Source organism: Klebsiella sp. NPDC088457, assembly GCF_044900465.1.
Lineage (GTDB): Bacteria > Pseudomonadota > Gammaproteobacteria > Enterobacterales > Enterobacteriaceae > Klebsiella.
Genome location: NZ_JBJDNH010000005.1, coordinates 65,225 through 91,643 on the forward strand (window position 1 = coordinate 65,225; position 26,419 = coordinate 91,643).

General features: G+C 59.1%; 17 protein-coding genes. 6 read left to right on the forward strand and 11 right to left on the reverse strand.

Annotated elements, in window-relative coordinates:
- The first annotated feature begins 187 nt into the window (after nt 1-187).
- Nucleotides 188-1,840: an alpha,alpha-trehalase gene (locus ACI2JR_RS04990; protein ID WP_132729386.1), complete on the forward strand. Its 1,653-nt coding sequence runs from the start codon at nt 188-190 to the stop codon at nt 1,838-1,840.
- A 72-nt stretch (nt 1,841-1,912) separates the two neighbouring features.
- Nucleotides 1,913-2,452, forward strand: coding sequence for a GNAT family N-acetyltransferase (locus ACI2JR_RS04995; RefSeq protein ID WP_462478029.1), 540 nt, complete (start codon nt 1,913-1,915; stop codon nt 2,450-2,452).
- 90 nt (nt 2,453-2,542) lie between these two features.
- Here the strand turns inward: ACI2JR_RS04995 and ACI2JR_RS05000 are convergent, their stop codons facing one another.
- On the reverse strand, nt 2,543-3,301 hold the full coding sequence (locus ACI2JR_RS05000) for an SDR family NAD(P)-dependent oxidoreductase (RefSeq protein ID WP_462478030.1): 759 nt from the start codon (nt 3,299-3,301) through the stop codon (nt 2,543-2,545).
- Nucleotides 3,302-3,420: 119 nt separating this feature from the next.
- On the opposite strand from ACI2JR_RS05000, the gene ACI2JR_RS05005 reads away from it, so the two are divergent.
- From ACI2JR_RS05005 to ACI2JR_RS05015, 3 genes are all read left to right on the forward strand, one after another.
- Complete coding sequence (locus ACI2JR_RS05005) at nt 3,421-4,320, forward strand: LysR family transcriptional regulator (protein WP_462478031.1); 900 nt, start codon at nt 3,421-3,423, stop codon at nt 4,318-4,320.
- Between the two features lie 121 nt (nt 4,321-4,441).
- Nucleotides 4,442-5,473, forward strand: coding sequence for an inner membrane protein YhjD (gene yhjD / locus ACI2JR_RS05010; RefSeq protein ID WP_132729382.1), 1,032 nt, complete (start codon nt 4,442-4,444; stop codon nt 5,471-5,473).
- Nucleotides 5,474-5,742: 269 nt separating this feature from the next.
- The gene (locus tag ACI2JR_RS05015; RefSeq protein ID WP_132729381.1) at nt 5,743-7,062 is read left to right on the forward strand and encodes an MFS transporter; all 1,320 of its coding nucleotides are present in this window, start codon (nt 5,743-5,745) and stop codon (nt 7,060-7,062) included.
- Nucleotides 7,063-7,112: 50 nt separating this feature from the next.
- On the opposite strand, the gene ACI2JR_RS05020 is transcribed toward ACI2JR_RS05015, so the two are convergent.
- The gene (locus ACI2JR_RS05020; RefSeq protein ID WP_462478032.1) at nt 7,113-9,164 is read right to left on the reverse strand and encodes an AsmA family protein; all 2,052 of its coding nucleotides are present in this window, start codon (nt 9,162-9,164) and stop codon (nt 7,113-7,115) included.
- A 194-nt stretch (nt 9,165-9,358) separates the two neighbouring features.
- Between ACI2JR_RS05020 and ACI2JR_RS05025 the strand changes: the two genes are divergently transcribed.
- Nucleotides 9,359-10,288 (forward strand): sugar kinase, encoded by a 930-nt coding sequence (locus ACI2JR_RS05025; RefSeq protein WP_462478033.1) that lies wholly within the window; start codon nt 9,359-9,361, stop codon nt 10,286-10,288.
- Between the two features lie 162 nt (nt 10,289-10,450).
- Here the strand turns inward: ACI2JR_RS05025 and ACI2JR_RS05030 are convergent, their stop codons facing one another.
- From ACI2JR_RS05030 to bcsR, 9 genes are all read right to left on the reverse strand, one after another.
- The gene (locus ACI2JR_RS05030; RefSeq protein ID WP_132729378.1) at nt 10,451-11,947 is read right to left on the reverse strand and encodes a M16 family metallopeptidase; all 1,497 of its coding nucleotides are present in this window, start codon (nt 11,945-11,947) and stop codon (nt 10,451-10,453) included.
- Nucleotides 11,948-12,166: 219 nt separating this feature from the next.
- Nucleotides 12,167-13,453 carry a dicarboxylate/amino acid:cation symporter gene (locus ACI2JR_RS05035; RefSeq protein ID WP_132729377.1) on the reverse strand — a complete coding sequence of 429 codons (1,287 nt, stop codon included), beginning with the start codon at nt 13,451-13,453 and terminating at the stop codon, nt 12,167-12,169.
- Between the two features lie 155 nt (nt 13,454-13,608).
- Complete coding sequence (gene hmsP / locus ACI2JR_RS05040; protein ID WP_207896644.1) at nt 13,609-15,615, reverse strand: biofilm formation regulator HmsP; 2,007 nt, start codon at nt 15,613-15,615, stop codon at nt 13,609-13,611.
- A 292-nt stretch (nt 15,616-15,907) separates the two neighbouring features.
- A complete protein-coding gene (bcsC, locus tag ACI2JR_RS05045) occupies nt 15,908-19,387 on the reverse strand; it encodes a cellulose synthase complex outer membrane protein BcsC (protein ID WP_462478034.1) in 3,480 nt (1,159 codons plus the stop codon).
- Entirely contained in the window at nt 19,369-20,478 is a 1,110-nt protein-coding gene (bcsZ, locus tag ACI2JR_RS05050) for a cellulose synthase complex periplasmic endoglucanase BcsZ (protein ID WP_165905703.1), read from the reverse strand. Before bcsZ ends, bcsC begins: the two co-directional genes overlap by 19 nt.
- Nucleotides 20,479-20,481: 3 nt before the next feature.
- A complete protein-coding gene (bcsB, locus tag ACI2JR_RS05055) occupies nt 20,482-22,839 on the reverse strand; it encodes a cellulose biosynthesis cyclic di-GMP-binding regulatory protein BcsB (RefSeq protein ID WP_462478035.1) in 2,358 nt (785 codons plus the stop codon).
- A gap of 10 nt (nt 22,840-22,849) precedes the next feature.
- Nucleotides 22,850-25,468 carry a UDP-forming cellulose synthase catalytic subunit gene (gene bcsA / locus ACI2JR_RS05060; protein ID WP_462478036.1) on the reverse strand — a complete coding sequence of 873 codons (2,619 nt, stop codon included), beginning with the start codon at nt 25,466-25,468 and terminating at the stop codon, nt 22,850-22,852.
- The gene (bcsQ, locus tag ACI2JR_RS05065; RefSeq protein ID WP_132729373.1) at nt 25,465-26,202 is read right to left on the reverse strand and encodes a cellulose biosynthesis protein BcsQ; all 738 of its coding nucleotides are present in this window, start codon (nt 26,200-26,202) and stop codon (nt 25,465-25,467) included. The genes bcsA and bcsQ overlap by 4 nt, the downstream gene beginning before the upstream one ends.
- Nucleotides 26,203-26,213: 11 nt before the next feature.
- The gene (gene bcsR / locus ACI2JR_RS05070; protein ID WP_132729372.1) at nt 26,214-26,402 is read right to left on the reverse strand and encodes a cellulose biosynthesis protein BcsR; all 189 of its coding nucleotides are present in this window, start codon (nt 26,400-26,402) and stop codon (nt 26,214-26,216) included.
- Between the last annotated feature and the right edge of the window lie 17 nt (nt 26,403-26,419).

Consider the following 26,419-nt stretch of genomic DNA (forward strand, 5'->3'; position numbering starts at 1 on the left):
GCAATTAAATTTAATTTAGCAAACAAAATCAATGGATTAATTATAACTTCACTTCAACGCACCGTGAAGAAGCGTGAGCTAACGCACACTTTTACTCCCGCATACCGAAGCGAATGACTAAGCTTAATAGTCAGGCCGGGAGAGGCCCGGCACCCTGAACTGACGCGATCCGGAGGTCCGTATCCCTATGTCCAGCCAGACATTACGCAACGACAATGGCGATGAGTTAAAGATCGAGGTCGATCTGTGCTACGAAGCCGATCCGTATGAGTTAAAACTGGATGAAATGTTCGACGCCGAACCGGAGCCGGAGATTATCGAAGGCTTTCCGGCCTCCGACGCCCTTACCCCTGCCGATCGTTACCTGGAACTGTTTACCCACGTGCAGCGCTCGCGCATCTTCCTCGACAGCAAAACCTTCCCCGACTGCGCGCCAAAACAGGACCCGCTGGATATTTTAATCCGCTACCGTCGGCTGAAGCATACCCCCGGGTTCGATCTGCGCCAGTTTGTCGAAGAGCACTTCTGGCTGCCGGACCACCGCACCGGCGAGTACGTTTCCGATCCCCAGCGATCGCTGAAAGAGCATATCGATCATCTCTGGCCGATCCTCACCCGCGAGCCGCAGGATCATATTCCCTGGTCGTCGCTGCTGGCGCTGCCGCAGTCATATATCGTTCCCGGCGGCCGCTTTAGCGAGACCTACTACTGGGATTCGTATTTCACCATGCTGGGGTTGGCGGAGAGCGGCCGCGAAGACCTGCTGAAATGTATGGCGGATAACTTCGCCTGGATGATTGAAACCTACGGTCATATCCCCAACGGCAACCGTACCTACTACCTCAGCCGCTCGCAGCCGCCGGTTTTTGCCCTGATGGTTGAGCTGTTTGAGGAGGATGGCGTGCGCGGCGCGCGGCGCTATCTCGACCATCTGAAACTGGAGTATCAGTTCTGGATGGATGGCGCCGAATCGCTGATCCCGAATCAGGCCTATCGCCACGTGGTGCGCATGCCGGACGGTTCGCTGCTTAACCGCTACTGGGACGACCGCGATACGCCGCGGGATGAATCCTGGCGCGAAGATGTGGAAACGGCGCGCCACTCCGGCCGCCCGGCGAACGAAGTGTATCGCGACCTGCGCGCCGGCGCCGCCTCCGGCTGGGACTACTCCAGCCGCTGGCTGCGCGATATCACCCGGCTGGCAAGCATCCGCACCACCCAGTTTATCCCCATCGATTTGAACGCGTTTCTGTTCAAACTGGAGAATACCATCGCCAATATTTCCGCGCTGAAAGGCGACCGGGAAGCCGAAGCCGCGTTTCGCCAGAAGGCCAACGACCGGCGGGCAGCGGTGAACCGCTATCTGTGGGATGAAGAGAGCGGCTGTTTTCGGGATTACGACTGGCGACGCGAACAGCTGGCGCTGTTTTCCGCGGCCAGCATCGTGGCGCTGTACGTTGGCATGGCCACGCACGAACAGGCCGAGCGGCTCGCCGACGTTGTGCGCGCTCGTCTGCTGACCCCAGGCGGCATCATGGCGACCGAATACGACAGCGGAGAACAGTGGGATAAGCCCAACGGCTGGGCGCCGCTGCAGTGGATGGCGGTACAGGGGTTTAAAATGTACGGCCAGGATCCGCTCGGCGACGAGATTGCGCACAGCTGGCTGCAGACGGTGAATCATTTCTACAAGCAGCACCATAAGCTGATTGAGAAATACCATATCGCCAGCAGCGTCCCGCACGAGGGCGGCGGCGGCGAATATCCGCTGCAGGACGGCTTCGGCTGGACCAACGGCGTGGTTCGTCGGCTGATCGGGCTGTATGGCGAGCCCTTATAACCAGGTGCTGTTGGTGAAAGTCATCTCCTGCTATGGTCAGTCATATCCTCGTCCCTCGCAGGAATCGTTCTGATGCCCGAATTGCTTACGCCACGGCTGCGCTGTTCACCGCTGCAGCTGGACGACTGGTCCTTTTTTCTCGCGCTGCAGCGGGACCCGCAGGTGATGCTCTATATTGCCGATGCGCGCCCGCAGCGCGAAATTCGCGAGGCCTTTGATTCGCGCCTGCCGCCGTGGTCGCCAGGAACGAAACAGTGGCTGTGTCTGGTCGTTCGCGACCGGCAAAGCCACCAGCCGCTTGGCCTGACCGGTTACCGACACCATGAAGACGATTGTGCGGAAGTCGGATTTTTGTTTACCCCCGAGGCGCAAGGTCACGGCTATGGTTATGAATCCCTGCGTGCGCTGTGCGACTTTGCTTTTAGCGCGGGAGGCGTGCGGCGCCTGACGGCCACCGTCACCGCCGGCAATCTGGCGTCGAAGAAGCTGTTACAGAAGACCGGGTTTCTGCAGGAGGGGGAGCTACGCGAATGTTACTGGCTGAACGGCCGCTGGCATAACGACTGGCTGTTTGGCTTGCTGCGTCGCGATTACCGCCATTCCATTCCCTAAGCAGCTTGCGGACCGGTGCCAGAGTGTGGCCAGGACCCTGGTGCTGGCGGACGGACGTTACGCCTCTCCTCCCGGAGAGGCCCTCAACGATTACAGGAACATCCCGCCGGAGACTTCAACGCGCTGGGCGTTCATCCATGCCAGCTCATCGCTCAACAGCGCCGCGATCGCATCGCCGATGTCGTCCGGCAGTCCTACCCGGCCCAGCGCCGTTTGCGCGGCAATATGCTGGTTGACCTGGGCATTATCCCGCACCACGCCGCCACCAAAGTCGGTCTCAATCGCCCCCGGCGCAATGATATTGACGGAAATCCCTCGTTCCCCCAGCTCTTTTGCCTGGTAGCGGGTCAGTACCTCCATCGCCCCCTTCATCGCGGCATAGGCGGAATAGCCCGGCAGCGCGAAACGCGCCAGTCCGCTTGAGACGTTGAGGATCCGGCCCTTATCCGCCAGCAGCGGTAAAAGACGCTGGGTCAGGAAGAACGGGCCCTTCAGATGGATGTTCATCAGCTCGTCAAACTGCGCTTCGCTGGTCTGGGCAAAAGGGGCGTTCAAACCGATACCGGCATTGTTCAATAAATAATCAAAGGTATCGCGCTGCCAGCGCTGTTGCAGGAGGCTGGCAACATCCTGAGCAAAGGCGTCGAAACTTGCAGCATCACCGACGTTCAGCGCTAATGCCGCCGCTTTCACCCCTTTTTTCTCGATTTCGTTGACCACTTCCAGGGCTGCCTGCCGGTTGCTATGGTAAGTGAGAATAATATCAGTACCCTTCGCCGCCAGCTTCAGCGCGGCGTTTTTCCCCAGTCCACGGCTGCCGCCGGTCACTAAAGCAATACGTTGTGTCATCAGAAAACCCCTTCTCGGTTACATTTGCCTGTCTGAAGAGCTTATTAGCTGCAAGTTAATCAATAAATAGGCTAAATTACGTTTTACTGTTTCAGTTGAAACAACAATAGGGTTTCAGCATGGATAAAATTCACGCAATGCAGCTGTTCATTCGCGTAGCGGAACTGGAGAGTTTTTCCCGCGCCGCCGATACCCTGGGCCTGCCTAAAGGGAGCGTTTCGCGCCAGATTCAGGCGCTGGAGAGCCACCTTGGCGCACGCCTGCTGCACCGCACCACGCGCCGGGTCCAGCTCACCCAGGACGGGATGGTCTATTACGAACGCGCCAAAGATCTGCTGAGCAATCTCGATGAGCTGGACGGAATGTTTCAGCACGATCCCTCCAGTATCAGCGGCCGTTTACGCGTAGATATGCCGGTCGAGCTGGCCAAAAAATGGATTATTCCGCGCCTGCCGGCTTTTTTGCAGCAGTATCCGGGCATTGAACTGGAGCTGAGCAGCAGCGATCGGCTGGTTGACGTGATTCGCGAAGGCTTTGACTGTGTCGTGCGCATCGGCGCGCTGAAAGATTCTGGTCTGATCGCCCGGCCATTGGGCAAACTGACGCAGGTTAACTGCGCCAGCCCGCAGTATCTGGCGCGATTCGGCTACCCAACCGCTCTCGACGATCTGGCCGATCACGCCCTGATCCACTATGCGAGCACTCTCGGCGTTCGCCCGCTGGGCTTTGAGGTGATGAGTGAGGGGGTCGTTCGCTGGGTGAAAACCGGCGGTACGCTCACCGTTAACAGTACCGAAACCTACCAGGCCGCCTGTCTGGCGGGTCTCGGGATCATCCAGGTTCCCCGCATCGGCGTGCGCGAAGCGCTGCGTACCGCCGAGTTGATTGATATTCTGCCGCAGTACCGCGCAGAGCCGCTGCCGGTCTCGCTGATCTACCCGCATCGGCGCAATCTTTCACGGCGGGTGCACCTGTTCATGGAATGGCTGGGCGACGTGCTGAAAACGTATATCGATTAAGCGCCGCAACCCGTGACCAGACCGACCATCCGCTGGTGGGTTTGCCGCTTCGGCGGCCGATGAACGATTTTACGTATATAATTTTGAAGAATATCGCGGTAAAAAAAGGAAGAAATAACGAATGACATCGGAAAACGACACGCAACGCCCGACCCCGGATCCGGAGCAGCCGGCGGCAAAAAGCAAAAGCCCGCTGGCGGCCATTAACGATTCTGCGGTGGCGCAGAAGGCCAACCAGGCGTTGAAGACCGTGACCGGGACGGCGGAAAAAGTCCAGCGTAACCCGATTATCGCCCACCTGCTGCGCGCAGCCGAACGCTTCAACGACAGGCTGGGAAACCAGTTCGGCGCGGCCATCACCTATTTCTCGTTTCTGTCGATGATCCCCATCCTGATGGTCTCCTTTGCCGCCGCCGGTTTTGTCCTCGCCTGGCACCCGACGCTGCTGCAGGATATCTTTGATAAAATCCTGCTCAACGTCAGCGATCCGACGCTGGCGGCAACGCTGAAAAACACCATTAATACCGCCGTCCAGCAGCGCACCGCCGTCGGTCTGGTGGGGCTGCTGGTGGCGCTTTATTCCGGCATTAACTGGATGGGCAACCTGCGGGAGGCGATTCGCGCCCAGTCGCGGGACGTATGGGAACGTACGCCGCAGGATCAGGAAAAAATTTGGGTGAAATACTTCCGCGATTTTATCTCGTTGATCGGCCTGCTGGTGGCGCTGGTGGTGACCTTGTCGATCACCTCGGTCGCCGGTTCCGCGCAGCAGCTGATCATCTCCGCGCTGTATCTCGATAATATTGAGTGGCTGAAACCGGCCTGGCGCCTGATCGGCCTGGCTATCTCAATATTCGCCAACTATCTGCTGTTCTTCTGGATCTTCTGGCGCCTGCCGCGCCACCGCCCGCGGCGCAAGGCGCTGATTCGCGGCACCCTGATTGCGGCCATCGGCTTTGAGATCATCAAAATTATCATGACCTGGACGCTGCCTGCGTTAGTGAAATCGCCTTCCGGCGCCGCCTTTGGCTCGGTATTGGGGCTGATGGCTTTCTTCTATTTCTTCGCCCGTCTGACGCTGTTCTGCGCGGCGTGGATTGCCACCGCCGAATACAAAGATGACCGCCGCATGCCGGGTAAAACCCACGATTGATACCTTCACGGGCTGAATAAAGACGCAACATTCGGCCCCTTTCATCATTTCAGCAGATAAATCCAACACGTAACTTTTATTTAACTCAAAACTGGATTTATCTGCTATTTTTATATTTATGTGAAGCATTTAATGGAAGTTATTTTTACGGAGCGAAAATTATCCGCTTTTTGGCCATTTTTTCGCCGCCACCCTCCCCTGTAACAGATTGAAATGTCCCTTTTGCTGTGGCTATATGACCCTTCGTTCGCTAAAAATAAGAAAGATCTATGCAAGCCACAGCCACCACACTCGACAACGCGCAGGAAACCCCGGTTAATTCGCGCAATAAAGTCGTCGTCGCCTCACTCATCGGCACCGCCATTGAGTTCTTCGACTTCTACATCTACGCCACCGCCGCGGTGATCGTGTTTCCGCACATTTTCTTCCCGCAGGGCGACCCTGCCGCCGCGACGCTCCAGTCGCTGGCCACGTTCGCCATTGCCTTCGTCGCACGTCCGATAGGCTCTGCGCTATTCGGCCACTTCGGCGATCGCGTCGGGCGCAAAGTCACCCTGGTCGCCTCGCTGCTGACCATGGGCATCTCCACGGTGGTGATCGGCCTGCTGCCAGGTTATGAAAGCATTGGCATTCTGGCGCCGATGCTACTGGCGCTGGCGCGTTTTGGTCAGGGTCTGGGCCTCGGCGGTGAATGGGGCGGCGCGGCGCTGCTGGCGACCGAGAACGCGCCGCCGCGCAAGCGCGCGCTGTACGGTTCTTTCCCGCAGCTCGGCGCGCCTATCGGCTTCTTCTTTGCCAACGGCACGTTTCTGCTACTCTCCTGGCTGCTGACCGACCAGCAGTTTATGGAATGGGGCTGGCGGGTACCGTTTATCTTCTCCGCCGTGCTGGTGATTATCGGGCTGTATGTGCGCGTGTCGCTGCACGAGACGCCGGTGTTCGCCAAAATCGCCGCCGCGAAGAAACAGGTCAAAATCCCGCTGGGGACCCTGCTGACGAAGCATGTGCGCGTGACCGTGCTCGGTACCTTCATCATGCTGGCCACCTACACCCTGTTTTATATCATGACCGTCTACTCCATGACGTTCAGCACCGGCGCCGCGCCAATCGGCCTGGGCCTGCCGCGGAACGAAGTGCTGTGGATGCTGATGATGGCGGTCATTGGTTTTGGCGTGATGGTGCCGGTCGCGGGCCTGCTGGCCGATGCCTTTGGGCGGCGTAAGAGCATGATCGTGATTACCACGATGATTATCCTCTTCGCGCTGTTCGCCTTTAAACCGCTGCTGGGCTCCGGCCAGCCGGTTCTGGTCTTCGCCTTCCTGCTGCTGGGTCTGAGCCTGATGGGGCTAACTTTCGGGCCTATGGGCGCGCTGCTGCCGGAGCTGTTTCCGACGGAAGTCCGCTACACCGGCGCATCGTTCTCTTATAACGTCTCGTCGATTCTCGGCGCCTCCGTCGCACCGTATATTGCCGCCTGGCTACAGGGCAACTACGGCCTGACGGCGGTCGGCATCTATCTGGCGGCGATGGCCGGCCTGACGCTGATCGCTCTGCTGCTGACCCACGAAACGCGCCATCAGTCGCTGTAATCCCCTGCTGCCCGGCGCGCCGCGCCGGGCAGCTTTCTTTCTCCGCCCACCTATTTTTTCATCTGTGACAAAATCGTCCGACACTGATTCGCATCGCCTTCTGCCGGCGACACCAGCGCCAGCAGCGCCGCCGCCGGGGTGACCAAAGTCGCCAGTGCCGCCGCGACCGCCCCGCGAGCAATCAGCGGACCGGCCTTCACGCCGGCTTCTGGCGATTTAAAGGTCCCACGGACATACAGCGGGGAGCGCAGCGTAATAATACGCAATCCCTTGCTCTCCGGGTCGATGGTCAGATCAAGCTGCTCCGAAGCAAAGCTGGCGGTTCCGGTCACGTTAATCAGCGCATTTTCGGTATCAAAGGCGAAAATCTGTGGCCGCGCCACGCCGTTAACCACATTGAGGTTTGCCGCTGCGCAGTTCACCCGCACCTCATCGTCGCCAAAAATCTGCCCGATAACATAGTTCCCCACGTTCAGGCCGAGGATTTCCATCAGGTTGCGGCTAATCAGGCCATCGTTCATCAGCAGCTTCAGATTGCCGTTGCTGTTACCCAACAGCGCCGCCACCGAATTGCCGGTACCGCGCAACTGCACGTCGCCATTCATCTCTCCGAGGGTCTTCTGCATCATCTCCACCTTCGGCATCAGGGCCTTCAGCTTCAGCCGCCGCGCCTGCAGGTTGGCTTCCCCCTGCATCGGTTTCTTATTGCCCTGGAGATGGAGCGTGCCGGCGATAGTACCGTTCGCCAGGCCAAAGCGCAGCGGCTGCAGGCGCAGGTCACCCCGTTCAAGGATCACATGGGTAGAAAGGTCGCTAATCGGCAACGTGCCGCCATGTTCAATCCGCCCACCCTTAAAGCGCACATCGGCATCCATCAGCTGCCATTTATCGGTAGCGAAACGATCGTAGGGCAACACCTTCCCCACGGGCTGCGGCGACGACTCGCCTTTACGCCGCTCGCTGCTGCTGGATTTGCCCCCCGGGTTAACGCCAATCAATGGCCCTAAGTCCACCAGCCGCAGCTGGCGTGAGGTCACATCGCCTGCCAGCTTCGGTCGTGGTTTGCCGGTGGTATAGGTCAGAGAGCCATGAATGTCGCTATTGCCAATACGGCCATTAAAATCGCGATAGGCGAAGCGCGAGCCCTTGTTGTCATTAAACGTGGCGCGCAGGTGGCCATCGGTCGAGAAGGCCGGCGTATCGGGCAGCACCACGCCGGTCAGATCGTAAAGGTCCCCTAGCGAATCCCCGGAGAACTTCAGCCGGAGATCGACGCCGCCGAGATTAAGCGGATCGCTGACCGTACCGGTGAAGGCGACCCGGGTATTGCCGGAGCGGAAATCCCCCTGCAGCGGGAACGGCGTTCCCTCGCTGCGCAGGGCCAGCATGCCGCCGATTTTACCGTCCCCGGAGAGAGGTTCTCCGCGCCAGGTTCCCTTCGCCTGCAGGCCGAAAACGTAGTCGCCGGCTTTTGGCGAAGCGCTGCTGCCGCTTTCGCCGGTCACTTCGCTAAAGGGCAGCGGCTTGCCGAGCGGATCGACCGCGATCGTAATATCCGCGCGCGTCACCTTGTCATCAATGGCGATCCGCCCGCGATCGAACAGAATATTATCCAGCCGGAAGGACCAGCTGGAAGGCGGATTCCCGCTGGCGGAAGCGCTGTCCGAGGCCAGATTAAAGGTCCAGTTATTATTTTTTTCTGACAGTCGAATCAGGCGGGCATCGGGTTGCTCCAGCTTAATCCACGGCAGATATACCGTTCTGCTGAGCAACGCCAGCGGCGCCAGGGTAGCTTCGACGCGCGGCAGGTGCACCATCGTGACCTGTGGGATCTCCGGCGGGTTACCGAGAATAATATCTTCGGCGTGGACGTGCGGCCACGGGATCCAGCTGCGCCAGCCGCGTTCGCCGGCCTGACGCTCCCAGACCACGCCCAGGTCGCCGCGAATCGCAAACGGCCGGTTCAGCTCCGCGGAGACCTTCTGATTAATCGTCGGCTTCAGGCGATTCCAGTCAAAGGTCGCCAGTACGATAAAAAACAGAACAATCAGTAAGATTATCGTCCCCGAGATAATGGCAATCGTTTTACGGGTTCTGGTCATCCCCTCTCCACTCCTTTGCGTCTCGTCAGTCCTGAATATAGTTGAAAAGCGCATCTTGCTCTGACAAATGCGTTTTTCGTCACATTACGCGCGTCAGGTCAAAAAAATAATGGAACGATGTTTTAATATGGTTGACCATAAAAACGGCGCAGCGCACACTAGCGCTAATTTCGATTCCATCTCAGGTCATGACTATGTCTAAAAAAATTGCCGTCATTGGCGAATGTATGATTGAGCTGTCAGAGAAAAACGCGGCGGTTAACCGCGGATTTGGCGGCGATACCTTAAACACTTCCGTCTATATTGCGCGTCAGACCGACGCCAACGCCCTCGCCGTCCATTACGTCACGGCGTTAGGCACGGATGCATTCAGCCAGCAGATGCTGGACGCCTGGCAGCATGAAAATGTGCAAACTGACCTGATTCAGCGGATGACCGATCGTTTACCGGGGCTGTACTACATCGAAACCGACGACAGCGGCGAGCGGACGTTTTACTACTGGCGCAACGAGGCCGCGGCCAAATTCTGGCTGGAGAGCGAGCAGTCCGCGGCGATCTGCGAAGAGCTGGCGACCTTTGATTATCTCTATCTCAGCGGGATCAGCCTCGCCATCCTCAGCCCGGCCAGTCGTGAAAAGCTGCTGACCCTGCTGCGCGAATGCCGTGCTAACGGCGGGAAGGTGATTTTTGACAATAACTACCGTCCGCGCCTGTGGGCCAGCCAGCAAGAGACTCGCGAAGTCTATCGGCAGATGCTGGCCTGCACCGATATCGCCTTCCTGACGCTGGATGACGAAGATGCGCTATGGGGGGAGAAACCGGTCGATGAAGTGATTGCCCGTACTCATGCCGCAGGCGTAGAAGAAGTGGTGGTAAAACGCGGCGCGGATTCATGTCTGGTGGCGATTGCCGGCCAGCCGCTGCTGGACGTCCCGGCGGTGACGCTGCCCAAAGAGCGCGTCGTGGATACCACCGCCGCGGGCGATTCGTTTAGCGCCGGCTATCTGGCCGTACGCCTGACCGGCGGTGACGCGGAATCTGCCGCCAGACGCGGCCACCTGACCGCCAGTACGGTCATTCAGTATCGTGGGGCGATTATCCCGCGTGACGCAATGCCGAAGTAGTCCTGGGATCGCGCGTCGTTCGCCAGCCTCCCCCGCTGCCGCTGCGCCTGGCGGGGCTACGACCGGTGCCGTATGTATATGTAGTATATCGCCCGGGCCAGGGGTTACCCCGCCGCCCGGGAGCTTCCCGGTCGCCCTATGCAGACCGGAGATTGCCGCTGCTTACTGCGCAGGCGCAATATCCGTCACCTCGCTATGCGCCTCGGCCGTATCGCTGCTGCCGGTTGCCGGCGCAGGGACGGGCATCATCAGTTTCTCCCAGGTCGCCTTCAACTCCTTCATGTTGTATTCCGGCTCACCCTGCGGCTGTTGCAGCACCAGCGCCATATCCTGCGACAGCTGTTGACGCAGATACTGGTTCAGCATATCGACGGTCAGCGAATCCAGGAACTCCTGACGCAGCTTCTGATACTGCTCCGGGGCGATATCCACCACCTGGTTTTGCAACGAACGGATACGTTGGCTGATCAGGATATCGGTGTCGGTGCGCGCATAGGTCGCAAACAGCTTTTGCAGCTCCAGGTTCTTCTGCGCAATCAGGGTATCGAACTCCTCCTGCGGCAAGCCATTATCACGCACTTTCGCCAGCTCGCGGGAGACGGCGGTCAGATTAGCGTTGAGTTTATTGCCCGGGGATTCAATATTGATGGCGCACTGCGCGCGCTGATACAGCACCCGGCAATCAAAGCCGAGGCTCACGTCTTTGATGTTGCTTCGGCTCAGGTTCTGCTGCACGTGCCAGAACAGCGCCTCGCGCGCAAGGTCATCACGCCAGTAGCGCTGCAGCGCAACCGAGTCACGAATCGGCTGCCATGGGGAATCCCACATGATCGACAGCTTATCCTGACGCACCGTATTGGTCATAATGCTGACCGGCGTCGTCGGTAACGGCGCCAGCGTCGGCACCGCCGCCGGCGTTTCGCGTTTGCCTTTCAGCTCACCGAAGTTTTTGTTGATCTGCTCCGCCACGCTGCGGCTATCAACATTCCCCACCACGATTAGCGTCATCGCATCCGGGGTGTACCATTTCTGATAAAACGCTTTCAGCTGCTCAACATCGACCGGCTTTTTCAGCGGAGCGGCGGGATCGTGGCCCAGCATGGTGGAGCCTTTCAGACGATAGCGCCACCAGCCCTCTTTGGTGTCCAGCGGCCAGGTCGCCACCATATCCTCGCCCTGCAGGGCGTGATTCACGGCTTCCGGGGTCACCGACAGATTGCCGCTGGTATCCGACAGCCAGCTCAACGCCTCTTTCAGCAGGTCGTTGCGGTTATTCGGCAGGCTGAGATTAAACATGGTGTAGCTATATGAGACCAGCGCCGGCGGAAGCGGGCGAGCGGGGTCGATGCTTTGCTGCCACAGCGAACGGGCCTGCATCGTCGGCAGACTGCCGCTTTGCGTCAATGCCAGGCGCGGGATAAAGTGGCTAAAGCCGCTCTGCTGAGTGCTTTCGCTCAGCGAGCCGATATTCACTAACAGACGGACTTCAATACGATCGCTGGGACGCTGCGGTGTCGCTAAAACCTGCCACTGGAGTCCGTTCGCGAGAGTCCCCTGTTGCCAGGCCGGGTCCGGCTGGAGCGCTTCTGCTTGCACATAACCGGCTGCTGCCATCATCAGCAAACCACCCGTTAACAGTCGAATTTTTGTGCCCTGCATGTGAACCCCTGATGAACATTCCTGGTTACAAAAGCAACCCACAAGCGGGCTGCCAAAAATATGGTGAACGAAGTACGTCGGTTAGACCACGCGGAGATGAAAATGTCGCACGGAGACGTAAAATAATCATTTCGTATCATTCCCCCACCCGGAGGAATGATACCTAATTATGCGCAGGAGCCCGGAGTCCAGCAAGGACAACGGGCCTAACAGAAGGATTTAAGAGGATAATTCGTGCGATTTGTTCGCCGGAACGCGGTTATTCAGGACATCATCCAGCTGCTGGCTATCCAGCTCTTTGACCCATTTCGCCACCACGATCGTCGCGACGCCGTTACCGACCAGATTGGTCAGCGCACGTGCTTCAGACATAAAGCGGTCAATCCCGAGAATCAGCGCCAGACCGGCTACCGGTAAATGCCCGACCGCCGAAATGGTCGCCGCCAGCACGATAAAGCCGCTCCCCGTCACGCCAGCCGCCCCTTTAGAAGAGAGCAGCAGCACCACCAGCAGAGTGACCTGATGGAAGATATCCATATGGCTGTTGGTCGCCTGGGCAATGAACACCGCCGCCATCGTCAGGTAGATCGATGTCCCGTCGAGGTTAAAGGAGTAACCGGTGGGAATAACCAGCCCAACCACCGATTTACGACAGCCCAGCTTCTCCATTTTATCCAGCATGCGCGGCAGCGCCGACTCAGACGAGGACGTCCCAAGCACAATCAGCAGCTCTTCGCGGATATAGCGGATAAACTTGAAGATACTAAAGCCGGTCACCCGGGCGATAGAGCCCAGTACCACCACCACGAACAGGATACAGGTGATATAGAAGCAGACGATCAGTTGGCCCAGTTGCACCAGGGTGCCGACGCCATATTTACCGATGGTAAAGGCCATGGCCCCAAAGGCGCCGATCGGCGCGAGGCGCATGATCATGTTGATGATGCCGAAGATCACCTGCGAGAAGCTTTCAATGACGTTAAAAATGAGCTGGCCTTTACTGCCCAGACGATGCAGCGCAAAACCAAACAGCACGGCAAACATCAGCACCTGAAGAATGTTGCCACTGGCAAAGGCGCCGATGACGCTGCCGGGGATAATATCCAACAGGAAGGCGACAATCCCCTGTTCTTTTGCCTGCTCGGCGTAGACCGCCACCGCATGGGCGTCCAGGGTCGCCGGGTCAACGTTCATTCCGGCGCCGGGTTGCACCACGTTAACAATAATCAGACCGATAATCAGCGCGATGGTGCTGACAACTTCGAAGTAAAGTAGCGCCACCGCGCCGGTACGGCCAACGGCCTTCATGCTTTCCATCCCGGCAATCCCCGTCACAACAGTACAGAAGATAACCGGTGCAATCACCATTTTTATCAGTTTAACGAAGGCATCGCCGAGAGGTTTCATCTGCGCGCCCAGTTCCGGGTAGAAATGGCCCAGCAGAATACCGATCGCAATGGCCGACAAAACCTGCACATAGAGGCTTTTGAAGAGAGAGGTTTTCATAGGGTGTCCTTTGGGTATAACCACAGACCTTGAAGGGGTATATGTCGTCTGTGGCTTAAAAGTAACACCAGGGAAACATTTCAGAAATAACTAACCGCGAAAATGCAACGGAATTGTTAAAAACTTTGAGCTGACTCGCACAAGTCCGCAGCCGATTACAGACTTGCACCCTCTTCATTCGCCGGGAAAAAGTGCGCCGTAAACGCCTCCTGCGCTAAGGCGCCGCCAAACAGATAGCCCTGAACAACCTCGACGCCGGCCTCCTTCAGCCACAGATGCTGCGCCTGATTTTCAACCCCTTCGGCAACAATACGCAGCTTCAGGCCACGCGCCAGCTGGATAATCGCCGGGACCATGCTGGTATCGTCGGGCAACATATCGATGAAGGCCTTGTCGATTTTCAGGATGTCGACCGGCAGCGATTTCATATGCTGGAGCTGACGCAAACCCGCGTAGCCCATGCCAAAGTCATCCAGGGCGATACGAACCCCGGCGTCACGCAGCGGACGCAGCAGGGACACGACCATCTGCGGATCGTCCAGCCGACGGCTTTCGGTGATTTCCAGCACCAGCGTGCCGGGAGCGATACGGTAACGTGCCAGTAACGCCAGCATCTCGGCGCCACGATCGTGGTGCAGCAGCTGTAGCAGTGAGACATTCACCGACAGCGGCAGCATAATGCCGCGGCTTTGCCAGGCGGCCAGCTGGCGGCAGGCCTCTTCCATCACCCAGTAGCCGACCGGCACCATCAGTCCGCAGGTTTCAATACGTTCAATCAGATTTGCCGGCAGCGCCCAACTACCGTCGGCCTGGCGTTGACGCAGCAGCACTTCCGCCCCGCAGACCTCGCCGCTGGCGGTATCCACCTGCGGCTGTAGCCAGATAGCAAACTGATGATTATCCAGCGCCGTCAGAATATCGTGCTCCTCCATCAGCCGACGCTGGGCTTTTTCCATCTGCTCCGGGTCAAAAAACTCAATCTGATTTTTGCCTTTGCGTCGCGCGGCGATAGCGGCGGAAAATGCCCGGCGATAGAGCTGCTCCGCGCTCAGTTCGCCATTAAACATCGCAATTCCCACGCTGGCGCAGGGCCGTAGCTGGATACCGTGCAACGGCAGCCGTTCATTTATGACAGTGAGTACTTGCTTACTCAATGTCACCGCCTGCCACGGCTCGCTCATCCCATGGGCCAGAATCGCAAAGTCATACCCGCTGATCTGAGCCAGCACCATTCGCGAGGGGATAATTTCTCGTAGCTTTTCCACCAGAGTCAGCAGCAGTATCTCCCGCTGGGTCTCTTTCAGCACGCCCGCCGTGTCCTGCAAGGTTTCGCAGGCGATGACCAACAGGGCTGACGTTTGCGGCCGGGCGACCGTCTGCTCCAGCAGCGCCATCAAAAACGCTTTATTCGGCAGCTCGGAAACCGGGAAACGGGTGGATTGCAAAGAAAGCTCATCATGCAGGCGCAGCAGGGTCTGCTGGTTGCGGTTATAGCTCCGCACCAACAGGCCAATTTCATCATCATGGTGCAGCCGCGGCACTGTCAGCTGGTGCCCGAGGCGCGCCTGCTGCGGCAGATCGTTGAGTTCACGGGCGACTTTACGCAGCGGACGGACAATCAGGCGGTTGATGCACCAGGTGATGGCGACCGTCAGCATCAGCACCAGCAAGAAGTAAGCGGTCACTAACGTGGAAAGGACGCTCATGACAAATTTGTAGGTCTGGTATGAGTCGGCCTGCAGCACCAGATAGGCGAGCGGCTGCGGGTTGGCCGGTCTCTCCAGCGAGTAAATCGGCAGCGATATCTGTACCGGCAGTTCGAAAATGCGGGTGATCATCACCGGCACCGGACGCTCAGGGATAAAGCGCATCCGCAGCGCCTGAAATTGATTTGGCAAAACGACATCCGCCCGGCTGACGATACCAGCAGGCTGAATATGGCCCAGAATGGCTTCCGCTTCGGGAATATCCGCTTTCAGGATAGCCGCTGACAGCGGTTCGCGAACGGAACGAGCGATACTTTCTAATTGCGTGGCCGTGGTGAGGCGACTCTGTTGCACAAAGTGAAACAACAAAATGGAGCAAAAAACCAATACAAACGCCATGGACACGCCCGCGACCATCGCCATCTGTTTAATTGTAAGTGAACGGCTGACGCGCAACTGTGTTCTCCACTGATACTTAACGCATGTCCGGCCCGGATCCATCAACGCCGGTCTTTATCCGCTGGGGCGCCCCGCAGCAGGCTGATTATATACTCAAACGCGTTCGCCTCGCAGGACGCAAACGACTCAGGCGTTGTTGAACAGCGCTGACGCTGGCCCCGGAGGAGCAAAGGCCCACCAACGGGCCGATCGCGAGCGCAGGCGCTATACCTCGGCGACTCGAAGTATGACGAGTATACGCGAACAGGCGGGTGGAGTGACGCCCGATCGCGTAATTCAGCCTAATCTGCTACCAATCAGCATAGGGGACCAGCGGCTGCGGCGGCATATTCATATCGCCCTGCCAGCCGGAGGCCGAGTAGCGAACGTAGAGCAGCGCGTGGCTCGGGGTATAGTCCTTCGCCTGCTGAATATCCACCGCCGCGCCAACAAACCAGTTGCCGGTGACCCGCCGTTCAACCAGCGCCCGGGCGGTATAGCCAAAGCCGTGGCTGCTGCTGCCCTCTTCCGTTAGCTGACTCGCATCAGCGCGGTACTCTGAGGGGATCAGGTTCAGCAGCGGATAGCGCGCCTGAGTTTGGGTCCGCGAATGGGACCAGGAGACGGAACCGCCCAGCTCCCATGACCAGCTTTCGCTGCGCTGACGCCAGGTAACCGGCACCGCGAACGAGACGTACTCCTGCGGGCTGTAGTAGCCGCCCTGTCCCAGAGTGTAGCCGCTGAGGTCTTTGTCATAGTGCCAGAGCATGTTGTTCAGGCCGACGGTGACGCGACGGTTATCTTCGTTGATAAGCTTATAGTAATACCCGGTCATCCAGCGCACGCGCCAGTTGTCCGCCACGTTTTTCCCCGTGAGCCGATCGGCGCCCAGAGAAGACCACACGCCGTTGGCCTCGCCCTTGTCGTAACTCAGGCTGATGCCGCCGCCGTCGGCACGCACGCCACCCCAGGTTTTCCCGGTATGGCTGCTGCTGTCTTTCTGCCCGCCAAAAGCCAGCAGGGAGCTGGAAATCGGTCGACGGTGCATATTCAGGGTATAACCGACCGGCCCGAGATCGTCGCTGTAGCTCACTCCCCCCACCACATCGACCACGTTGAAACCCATCGGTGTGGTGCCGATATCGCCGCTCCAGGTATCATTCTTCCAGCCCACCGCAACGCTGGCCCCACCGTCGCTCTGGTTCTTGCTGCCGCTGGTGCAGGCAATTTCGCCACAGGTGCCCCAGCTCGGGGAATAGCTGCCGTCGCTGTGAGTTGAGAAGCGGCCGGCATCCATATTCACCAGGTCGGTACGCAAGAACATTCGGCCATCGGCAAGCGGGGCGTCCACATGCAGCATGGTGGTATGCGCTTTCAGGTCGGAATAGCCGCCGGTGCCGCTGGATCCCCAGAAGTCATGTTCGAGGGTGACGTTCAGATCCTGCTGGCGATAAAGATCTGCGGCATCGCTGCGGATCCCGCGCTTCAACCAGTCATCGCTGCTGTCGTTGCGGGTCAGGCGGGTAAAGGCGTCGTTATCCTGCGGACGAGCCGGGGCCACTCCGGAGGCCACCAGCGCGTCTTTGTAACTCTCCAGCGCCCGCTGCGGCTGGCCGCTGCGGGCCTGGAAGCGCGCCGCGTCGCGCAGCACCAGCGCACTGTCCATGGACGGCGGCTGCGCTTTTGCCTGCGGGATGATGCGGTTGAAGATTTGCTGCGCCCCGGCGGTATCACCAAAGCCGGCTTTGGCCAGCGCCACCCGCCGCTGCATATTGATTGAATCGTTCTCTCCGCCTTTCAGCTGTGCGACCTGCGCACGCGCGGCAGAGTCGTCGCCCGCGGCGAGATAGACTTCCGCCAGCCCCAGACGGGCATCGCCGTTGTTTGCCTCCTGATGCAATACCGCGCGGTATTGGGCAATCGCCGTCTGGCTATCGCCGCGCTGCTGCGCCCAGTCCGCGAGGGTCAGGGCGTAGCGCACCGAGGCCGGCTGCTGCTTAATCAATGCGATGGCCTGTGCTTCCTGCCCGCTATCGCGCAGCAGGTTGGCCTGACGCAACACTTTATCGCTTTGCAGTCGCGCCTCCAGCTCACGGATATTATCCGTCCACTGACCGCGCGGCAGAGTGTGAATCTGCGCAAGGGCCATATCGTCCTGGTTGTTCGCGGATAAATACAGGCCCCAGGCATACACGCGCTCGGCATCGCCGGGCCTGCGGTTGACCATATTGCGCATCAGCGTATCGGCCTGTGCCTGCTCGCCTGCGCTAACCAAATCACGGGACAAACGGTAGGTTATCCAGACGCTATCCGGATCAAGCGCCAGACGCCGACGCTGCACTTCCGCCGCCTGCGCCCAGTTTCCCTGGCTTTCCAGCGCTTCAGCCTGTTTCTCCAGCCGCTCGTTGGTCAGGCTACGTTCAATATCGTCAATGCTGCGTCGCTGGGCGGGGGGTAAGCTGGCGATAAAGGCGCTGGCTTTGTCCGCGGATTCCGCCCGATACAGGTTAGCCAGCCCGCGCACCGCCAGGCTGTTGTCGCGATCCATACGCAATGTGCGCTGGTAGTAGCGCTCTGCGGCGGCATTATCTTTGCGCGCCGCGGCAACATCGCCGAGCCCAAGGAGCGCATAGCTGTCGGTATTATCCACCCGCTGCGCCTGCGCGTAATAGTTTTGCGCCTGCGCCAGCTGCCCGGCTTTCAGCGCGCTATCGCCCTGCTTGATCAACAGCCAGTAGCGGTTGGTCTGCAGCAGGCTGTTCCATTTGCCACGGCTCGGGTTATCCGGGTCCATGGCGATCGCTTTACTCAGCTGGGCCACGGCGCGGGCCCTGTCGCCGCGCTGTGAATAAGCCTGGCCCAACGCCCCCACGGCATCGCTATCTTTGGCATCGGTGCGGATCGCCCGCTGTAAATCGGCCACCGCCCGGGTGGAACGATCGTTCCTGACCGCCGCCAGCCCTTCCGAGCGGGTGCGGAATGCCGGGTCCTGCTGCTGCGCCTGCTGCCGATCGAGTAGCACCCGGGCATCCGCCGCCGAGGCGCCGGTGGTGAAGAGCAGCAGAAAACGTTGCAGCGCCTGCACGCTATCACGGCTAACCGGCATCTCTTTTATTTCGTCAAGCCACATATCGGCCGCGGTACCGCGGCCAGCGGCCGAGCGCGCCATCTGCTCTAAATAAGCAAAGCCTTCTTTCGGCTTATCGTCAGCAAACATCTGTTTAGCCAGCGCCGCCTGCAGATCGGCATTGCCTGGACTACGGGCATCCAGTTTCTGCAACTGCGCGACGGCTTCTTTATGCCGCGCCGGCAGACGCGCCACCAGCGCCCAGTATTCAATCGCCAGGGTTTGATCGGGGGGGACGCCGCCGAACAATTTTTCGAAAGCGGCCACCCCTTCTTCCACCCGTCCCGAGACGCCCAGCAGACGGGCCTGCTGTAGCTCCTGACGTCCGTCGTTAGTGTTGAGGTTCATTTCACTGCGTGAGGCCTGTAGCTCCGGTGAGTCCGGAGCCAGCTTTGCCAGCTTATCGAGCTGTTTTTTCGCCTCAGCGGTATCGCCCTGGCGCAGCAGATAGCGCATCCGTGCGGCAATCAACCCGGGATTATTCGGGTCAATCAGCTCCAGGCGGTACAGCGATTGCTTAACCAGATCTTCACGATGACTCGCCTCGCCCAGGCGAACCTGTTCCAGCAAGTGCTCCTGAGCAGGCGTCGTCGCGGCCTGCACCAGCGGCAGCAGACCGATACCCAGGGATAGCGTGATAATACTTAATCTGAACTTGCGCATTCCTGGTCCCAGTCAGGTCGTAATTCGCCACCCGCGGTGAAGCGAAAACGATGTTGATCCCATCCCTGGCCGAAAAGGGTCAGGACTGCGCTGTAGTAAGCGTCCGCACCGGGATAGTTATCGGCGACGCGCTGGCGCTGAATGGCCCGCGCATCGTCATCTTGCAAAAATGGCAGTACCGACGCCGAGAAGCCGACCGGGCCATGACCGCTGGTTTTACCGCTGGCAATATTCACTTTTTCCGGCGGCACGCCCTGGCGGAGAGTCTGCGCCGCCATCGGTTTAAAACGCTCCACCAGTCGCGCCTTCTGCTTATCACCGGCATCCAGCATACCGACCCACAAATAGACGCGAATGGCGTCATAGCTGCCGACGATCGGTTTGTCCGCTTTCAGCTGCCAGCCCTGGCCTTTTTCGTAACGCACCCAGTCGGGAGAAAAGCCTTTGGGCGCCGTCTCCAGCAGTAAACGTAAGTTGCTGTCACGGACTTTCGGCCAGGGGGCGCCGAAGCGGGTAAAGTAGCTGGCCAGCTGCGGCGGGAGATAGCTGGGATTAAAGCGCCAGCCTTTATCGTCAGCAAAACCGACCTTTCCAGGCAGCACCAGCGGCCCCAGCCCGGGCACATTCGCCACTTCCTCAGCCGCAATACGCGACAGCAACGCCTTGCCTACCTCGGTGTACTGCGGCATCTGCCACAAACGTCCGGCTTCCAGCAGCGACCAGGCGGTCCATAAATCGGAATCAGAAGCGGAGTTGCTATCCAGCAGGGTCCACTCGTCCTCGCTTTTCTTACCCCACAGCCAGCCCGGCAGGTGCGCGCGCAGATCGCCCGCCGCGAGGTTGTTCTGCGTCCACTGGAACAGCTTACCGAAGCCAGCGCGATCGTTGGCCGCCAGCGCAAAGAACAGGGCATAGCTTTGCCCTTCAGAGGTGGTGATTTTTCGCGGATCGCTGGGGTCAACCACGCGCCCTTGCGCACTCACGTACTCTTTTTTAAATTGCTCCCAGGCCGGCCACTGACAGGCGGCGCTCGCCTGCGCCGCCGCCAGCATCAGGACTGTCAGGATGACTCCGCGTACCGCGTTCATCATGATTTACTCATCATCCAGGTGGAGACGACGGCGGCTGACAATACGCAGCATGCGCCACAGCACCCACGCCAGCAGCACGATACTGACCGCCGCCAGAATGGCCAGCAGCACCGGATGGTTGGCGAGGGCAAACCAGATGCGTTCAAACCACGGCAGGTGGCCGACATAATACACATCGCCTACGCGCAGGCTGTTGACGCCGGATTCACGAATAACCGCGGCAGAGCCAAACATCGCCGCCCGTTTGCCGCTATCGTTCAGGGCCTCATTCAACAGTTCGTTGCCGCGGGCGCTATCCGCCAGCAGGGCCACGACGCTGCGCTGATCGTGATACGGCGACTGGAAGCTGATAATGGCCGCCATCGGCCCCGAAGAGGTGATATCGGTACGCGTATTCGGCGCCCGGGCGTCATCATCCGGGTAAATGCTCGGCAGGTCGTAATGACGCATCGGCATTTTCACCCAGCTCCTGGTCGCGTCTACCAGCAGGGTAATCTTGCTCTCGTCCTTCAGCGCTGGCGGAATCGAACCAATCAGCAGCAGATCGGCATCTTTATCCTTAATCTTGCTGCCATCGTCGGTCATTTGCAGATTGATAGCCGCCAGGCCGGTCTGCGCGCCGATGCCGCCAACGGATTCCAGCAGCGTCGCCACCTGACCCTGAGTCGGCGTCTTTGGCACCACAATCAGAGTGTCGGACAGATCGGCCATCCGGCTATACGGGAAGCCTGCGTTGGCAAACACGCGCAGGTCCGGCATGGCGATAAAGTGGTAATACTTCGAGAAGTCGATCGTGGAGTCGTCGCCAATCACCACGTGGTTCTGTACCGGCTGGAAGGTAATGCAGTTGTCGATGGAGCCGCCCGGCATCGGGTTCATGTACTGGAAATCGAAACGTAACTGGTTCATCGCCCCCAGACGTAGCGCCGGGATATTCACTTCCGCTTTGCCGTCCAGCAGCCCCTGCAGCACCGGCAGACGCAATATCAGCTTATTGACGTCCTGAGAGCTATTGAGGCTAAACGATTGCAGGAACCGATCGTTAAGGCTGATATCCATGCGTGAGCTGTCTTTCATCGGCGGCATGGTGTAGCGATAGTTCAACCGCATATCAATGCCGTTAGCACGCAGCAGATAGAGGTCCGGCGGTAAATTCAGCGCCACGTTAATCGAATCCGGAACCAGACCGCTGGACTGCAGCTGCTGTTCGTAGGTTTTCAGTTCGCCAAACGTCACCTCACGGTCGGTACGCACCCAATTCGGCGCATCGTAAGGTTTACGCGCCTGCAGCACTTTGACGCCATCCACCACCACGCTGCTGCCGCGGAACAGAATATTGCCCTGCGCAATCCCCTTTGCCGCCAGCAGCAGATCGTTATCGTCGCGCCCAAAGACCACCAGCAGTTTCACGTACGGGTTATGCGGATGGTCAACCATTTCGATGGTCGGCGCCTTCACCGGCGGATGTTCGCGCAGGAACGCCGGGCGTTTGTCGTTGGTCGCAAAAACAATGGCGTTGCGATCCGGTAGTTCATTGAAATAGACCGGGAACTGCTGACCGCGCCAGCCGGCCTTACTGCCGAACCACGAGGCGACGATCGCCGCCGCCTGCTGTTGCTGCGTATCCGGCGCCCCAGCAAAGACCATCGGTAACGTCAGCGGTCGGTTGTCCCGGGCGTCGAAGAACGGCACCGGGAAACGCGACAGGTCGTTACGCACTGCCAGCGCCTGGTAGGTCAAATCCAGGTTGCTGTTACGCCCGACGTCCAGCCACAGGGTGCTGCTGGCCGGGTTCTCACACACATCGCGGTAATGGCCGACAAACTCCAGCCGCAGGCGGTTAAAGTCGGTGATATACAGCGGGTCGACAGGGATCTGCGCACTGACTTTCTTACCCAGCTGCTCTTTGGTGACCGGCAGTACGCCCATCAGCTCGTCGTTGAGGTAAACCTTCAGCTGTGACTGAACCGGCAGCAGCGAAGGCGACGGCGTATACTCGAGATTCAGCAGGGCTTTCGTGACCACCTCGTCGCTGCGCATGCCAAACTCCACCGCGCCGTCGGGATGCGCGCCGCGCAGCACCATACTGCCCGGAGGCGGGGCAATTTTCGCGAAAGAGAGCTTCACGTCGCGGGTTGGGACATTCTCCGTCACCACCACCGGCGCCGCGGGGTCAACCACGGTTGCCGCAGGTTGGCTATCGGCAATCTGCGGCGTCGGAGCCGTCAGCATGCCGGCAGCCGGCGCTGTCGCGGCGGCTGCCGGAGCCGCGGTTGTCGTGGGCTCCGCATAAGATGCGAAGGGGTACCAACCAGCCATTCCCACCGCCACTGCACAAATCAAGGAGAGTTTTCTTTTCATCGTATTATCATCATTGTTGAGCCATTTCTGGTGCGGAAGAGAGTTTCGCCGCGGCGCGTTCAGGCCGGCGGGGAACAAACGAGACTATCCAGGCAACCAGCGTGGTGAGCGAGCGGAAAATAACCTTCACCGACGGCGGCGAGAACTCCGCCAGGTGACGATATCCACGGAGCCCCAGTTTCAGGATATCCAGCAGGCTTTCCATCGGCTTATCTTCCGGGAAGCTATCCTGCCAAAGCGCCCACGTATCGGCGCGGGCAAATGTACACTGCACAAAATCAATATGTTGCTGATTGGTCAACGGCATCAGCTGCAGACCGACTTCGCTGCCATTCACGCGCGCGACCCGTACCGGGAAGACATACTCCTGCTGTCCGCGTTTGAGCAGCAGCTTCGCCTGCTGCCCTTCCAGCACCTGCGCCTTACCGTGAATGTTGATCCCCAGCCCGCCATCGGAATAGTCATGGACGGTACAGGAGAACAGGTGGCCATCTTCGCGGGCAATCGCTGCGGGCATGCTCATTTCCACACGATGCGAACGGCGGACCTGTTTGCTTTCCACCGATACCGCCACCGCACCGCCGAGAATAATCAGGTTATAAAATACCCAGACAATACTCACCCAGACGGTCAGGATTTCGTTTTCCGGGCCGTACATAAACCGCCAGATGCCGGCCGCCACGCCGAAGAGGTTCAGCAGCACCAGATAGATATAAGGTCGGGAAATCACCCAGTCGACATACTCGTCGGCCACCAGCCCGCCCTTCGCCGTCACGTTGAACTTGCCTTTGTGCGGATTAATCAGCGCGACAAAGGTCGGCGGCGCGATATACCACGCCAGCGTCGTTTCGTAGATTTCGCTCCAGAAAGAGTGGCGGTATTTCCCCTGAATCTTCGAGTTCGTCAGGCTGGCGTGAATCATATGCGGCAGGACAAACAGCGCGATCATCAGCGCCGGGGCATAGATGATATAGGCGTGCAGCAGTAAAAATGCCAACGGTGCGGTCAGGAAGATCAGCCGGGGGATACCGGATAAGAAGTGCATCATCGCATTGACGTAACAGATCCGCTGCGCCAGCTTCAGCCCTTTACCCAACAGCGGGTTATCCAGGCGGAAAATCTGCACCATGCCGCGCGCCCAGCGAATACGCTGACCGATATGCGCCGACAGGCTCTCGGTCGCCAGCCCGGCGGCCTGCGGAATACGCATATAGGCGGAGGTATAACCGCGGCGGTGCAGACGCAGGGAGGTGTGCGCATCTTCGGTCACCGTTTCAACGGCGATACCGCCAATCTCATCCAGCGGCCCGCGCCGGATGACCGCGCATGAACCGCAGAAGAAGGTGGCGTCCCACATGTCGTTCCCGTCCTGCACCAGGCCGTAAAACAGGGTGCCTTCGTTCGGCGTCTTACGAAAACGGCCAAGGTTGCGTTCAAACGGATCCGGAGAGAAGAAGTGGTGCGGCGTCTGCATCATCGCCAGCTCTTTCTCTTTCAGAAACCAGCCCATCGTCATCTGCAGGAATGAGCGCGTCGGCACGTGGTCGCAGTCAAAGATCGACACGAACTCGCCTTTGGCGTATTTCAGCGCATGGTTGATGTTCCCGGCCTTCGCATGTTCATGGGTGGTACGGGCGATATAATGCACGCCGACATCTTTCGCGAACTGGCGGAACTCTTCGCGGCCGCCGTCATCAAGGATCCAGATATTGAGTTTGTCTTTCGGCCAGTCGATCCCCTGCGAGGCGTAAATGGTATTTTTCACCACGCTCAGGTCTTCGTTATAGGTGGGCACGAAAATATCCACCGTCGGCCACCCGGCCATCTCTTTTGGTAGCGGCACCGGCTGGCGATTCAGCGGCCATACCACCTGGAAATAGCCCAGCACCAGCACTATCCAGGCATAGGTTTCGGCAAACAGCAGCACGAGGCCGCACACCAGGCTTACGGGATCGTCCCAGTTCAGCGTTGAGGTGTAGCGCCACCAGATGTAGCGGCAGGAGACGGTCAGCGAGAGAACAATCAGCATCAGGGCCGAGAAACGCCCCGGTATACGCCGCACCAGCAGCGCCACGCCCCACAGCAGCAGCAGGAAAATAAACTGCGATAGCGGATTAAACGGCTGGGTAATACACAGCAGCGCCAGCACCAGCGAGAAAAAGACCACCACGCCGAGAATCGCCTTGCGCAACCGCGGGTTAAGATGCGCCAGCTCTTTGTGTTTATCGAGATGGCCGCTGCCGGCGTTCACCCGCTCGGGCAGTTTATCCAGCCACTGCGCGTAGCGCCCGTGTACGCCTTCCAGCGCCGCCAGCGTTCGCCAGTTGGCCTTTTTATCCGCTTCAGGTACCCGCGTCGCCAGCAGCCACAGGGATTGCAGCAGATAGCGAAGGGGATCCAACGGCCGCGGACGATGGGGATTAATATGCGGAAAATAGCGGCCATGGTTTGCCAGAATCGCCTGCCAACGCGGGGTTTCCAGCGGCATCAGCGCCCATACCAGCGACACCCACAGGCACCCCAGCGTTGCCGACAGCCGCGACGCGCCGTGCTGACGATAGTCGTTGTAGCGCTCGCTCAGGCGTGCTGCGACCGGAGGCGCCAGCAGCAGGGTGCTCAGGCGCATCATTGCGCCTCCTGGCGGGAATAGTGCAGTAAGCACCAGTTGGCAAGCGTGAGGATCTCTTCCGCCGCCAGCGAGTCCTGACGATATTCTCCCAGCGGTTGCTTCGCCGCCAGGCACTCCGCCATCGCCTCATCGCGGTGGACGGTGACCGGCAAAATACGGCGCTGGCTCTCCAGCCATAGCTGGTATAAATCTTCCTGCAGCTGGCTGCCGACGCGCAGATCGTTGATCAGAATATCGCCATTCGCCGCCAGCGCCTGTTGATGCAGGCGAATGTGGCTATTGCCATCCGGGTGCACCACCACCAGCGTACGATCGCAGGCGCTAAGCAACGAACGGGTCAGCGGGGAAAAACCGTCCGCTAAATCCAGCAGCAGCCAGCGATGATCGCCCTGCTCCGCCAGCTTCCGCACCATCCCGACGATCGGTTCCAGCGTCGGATAGAGCCTATCGATATTCTCTCTTTCGCCCGGCGTAAGCTGGCCAAAGGGCAAAATATCGATATGCGAGGTATAGCGAATACCGGCATCACGCCAGTCGCGCCCGTCAATCAGCGAACGCGCCCAGCCGTCGCGATGGCTCGCGTCGACGTTGAAAAAAAAGCGCAGCATATTGTCCGGGCTGGTGTCGATCGCCAGTACCGTCTCACCGAGGAGCTGTAACGCCCAGGCTAATGCAGCGGTAATCGACGTGGTGCCGACGCCACCGCGTATCCCCTGTAATCCAAGAATGGCCATCGACGGCGTCCTTACTTTTTCTCTGCGAGTTCGGCCAATAACGGCCAGCGTTTCAGCGCCGCGGCTAATTGCTCGCGTCGGGAAATGTCGTGGTAATCAATATCGGGCAGGGAAAATGCCCGGCTTAAGGCCAGGAAATCATTTTGAAAGGTATAACCCAGCGTGGCGTCTGAGGGTACTACAGGCTCTTTTCCCGGCATTTCTCTATCCATTCAAA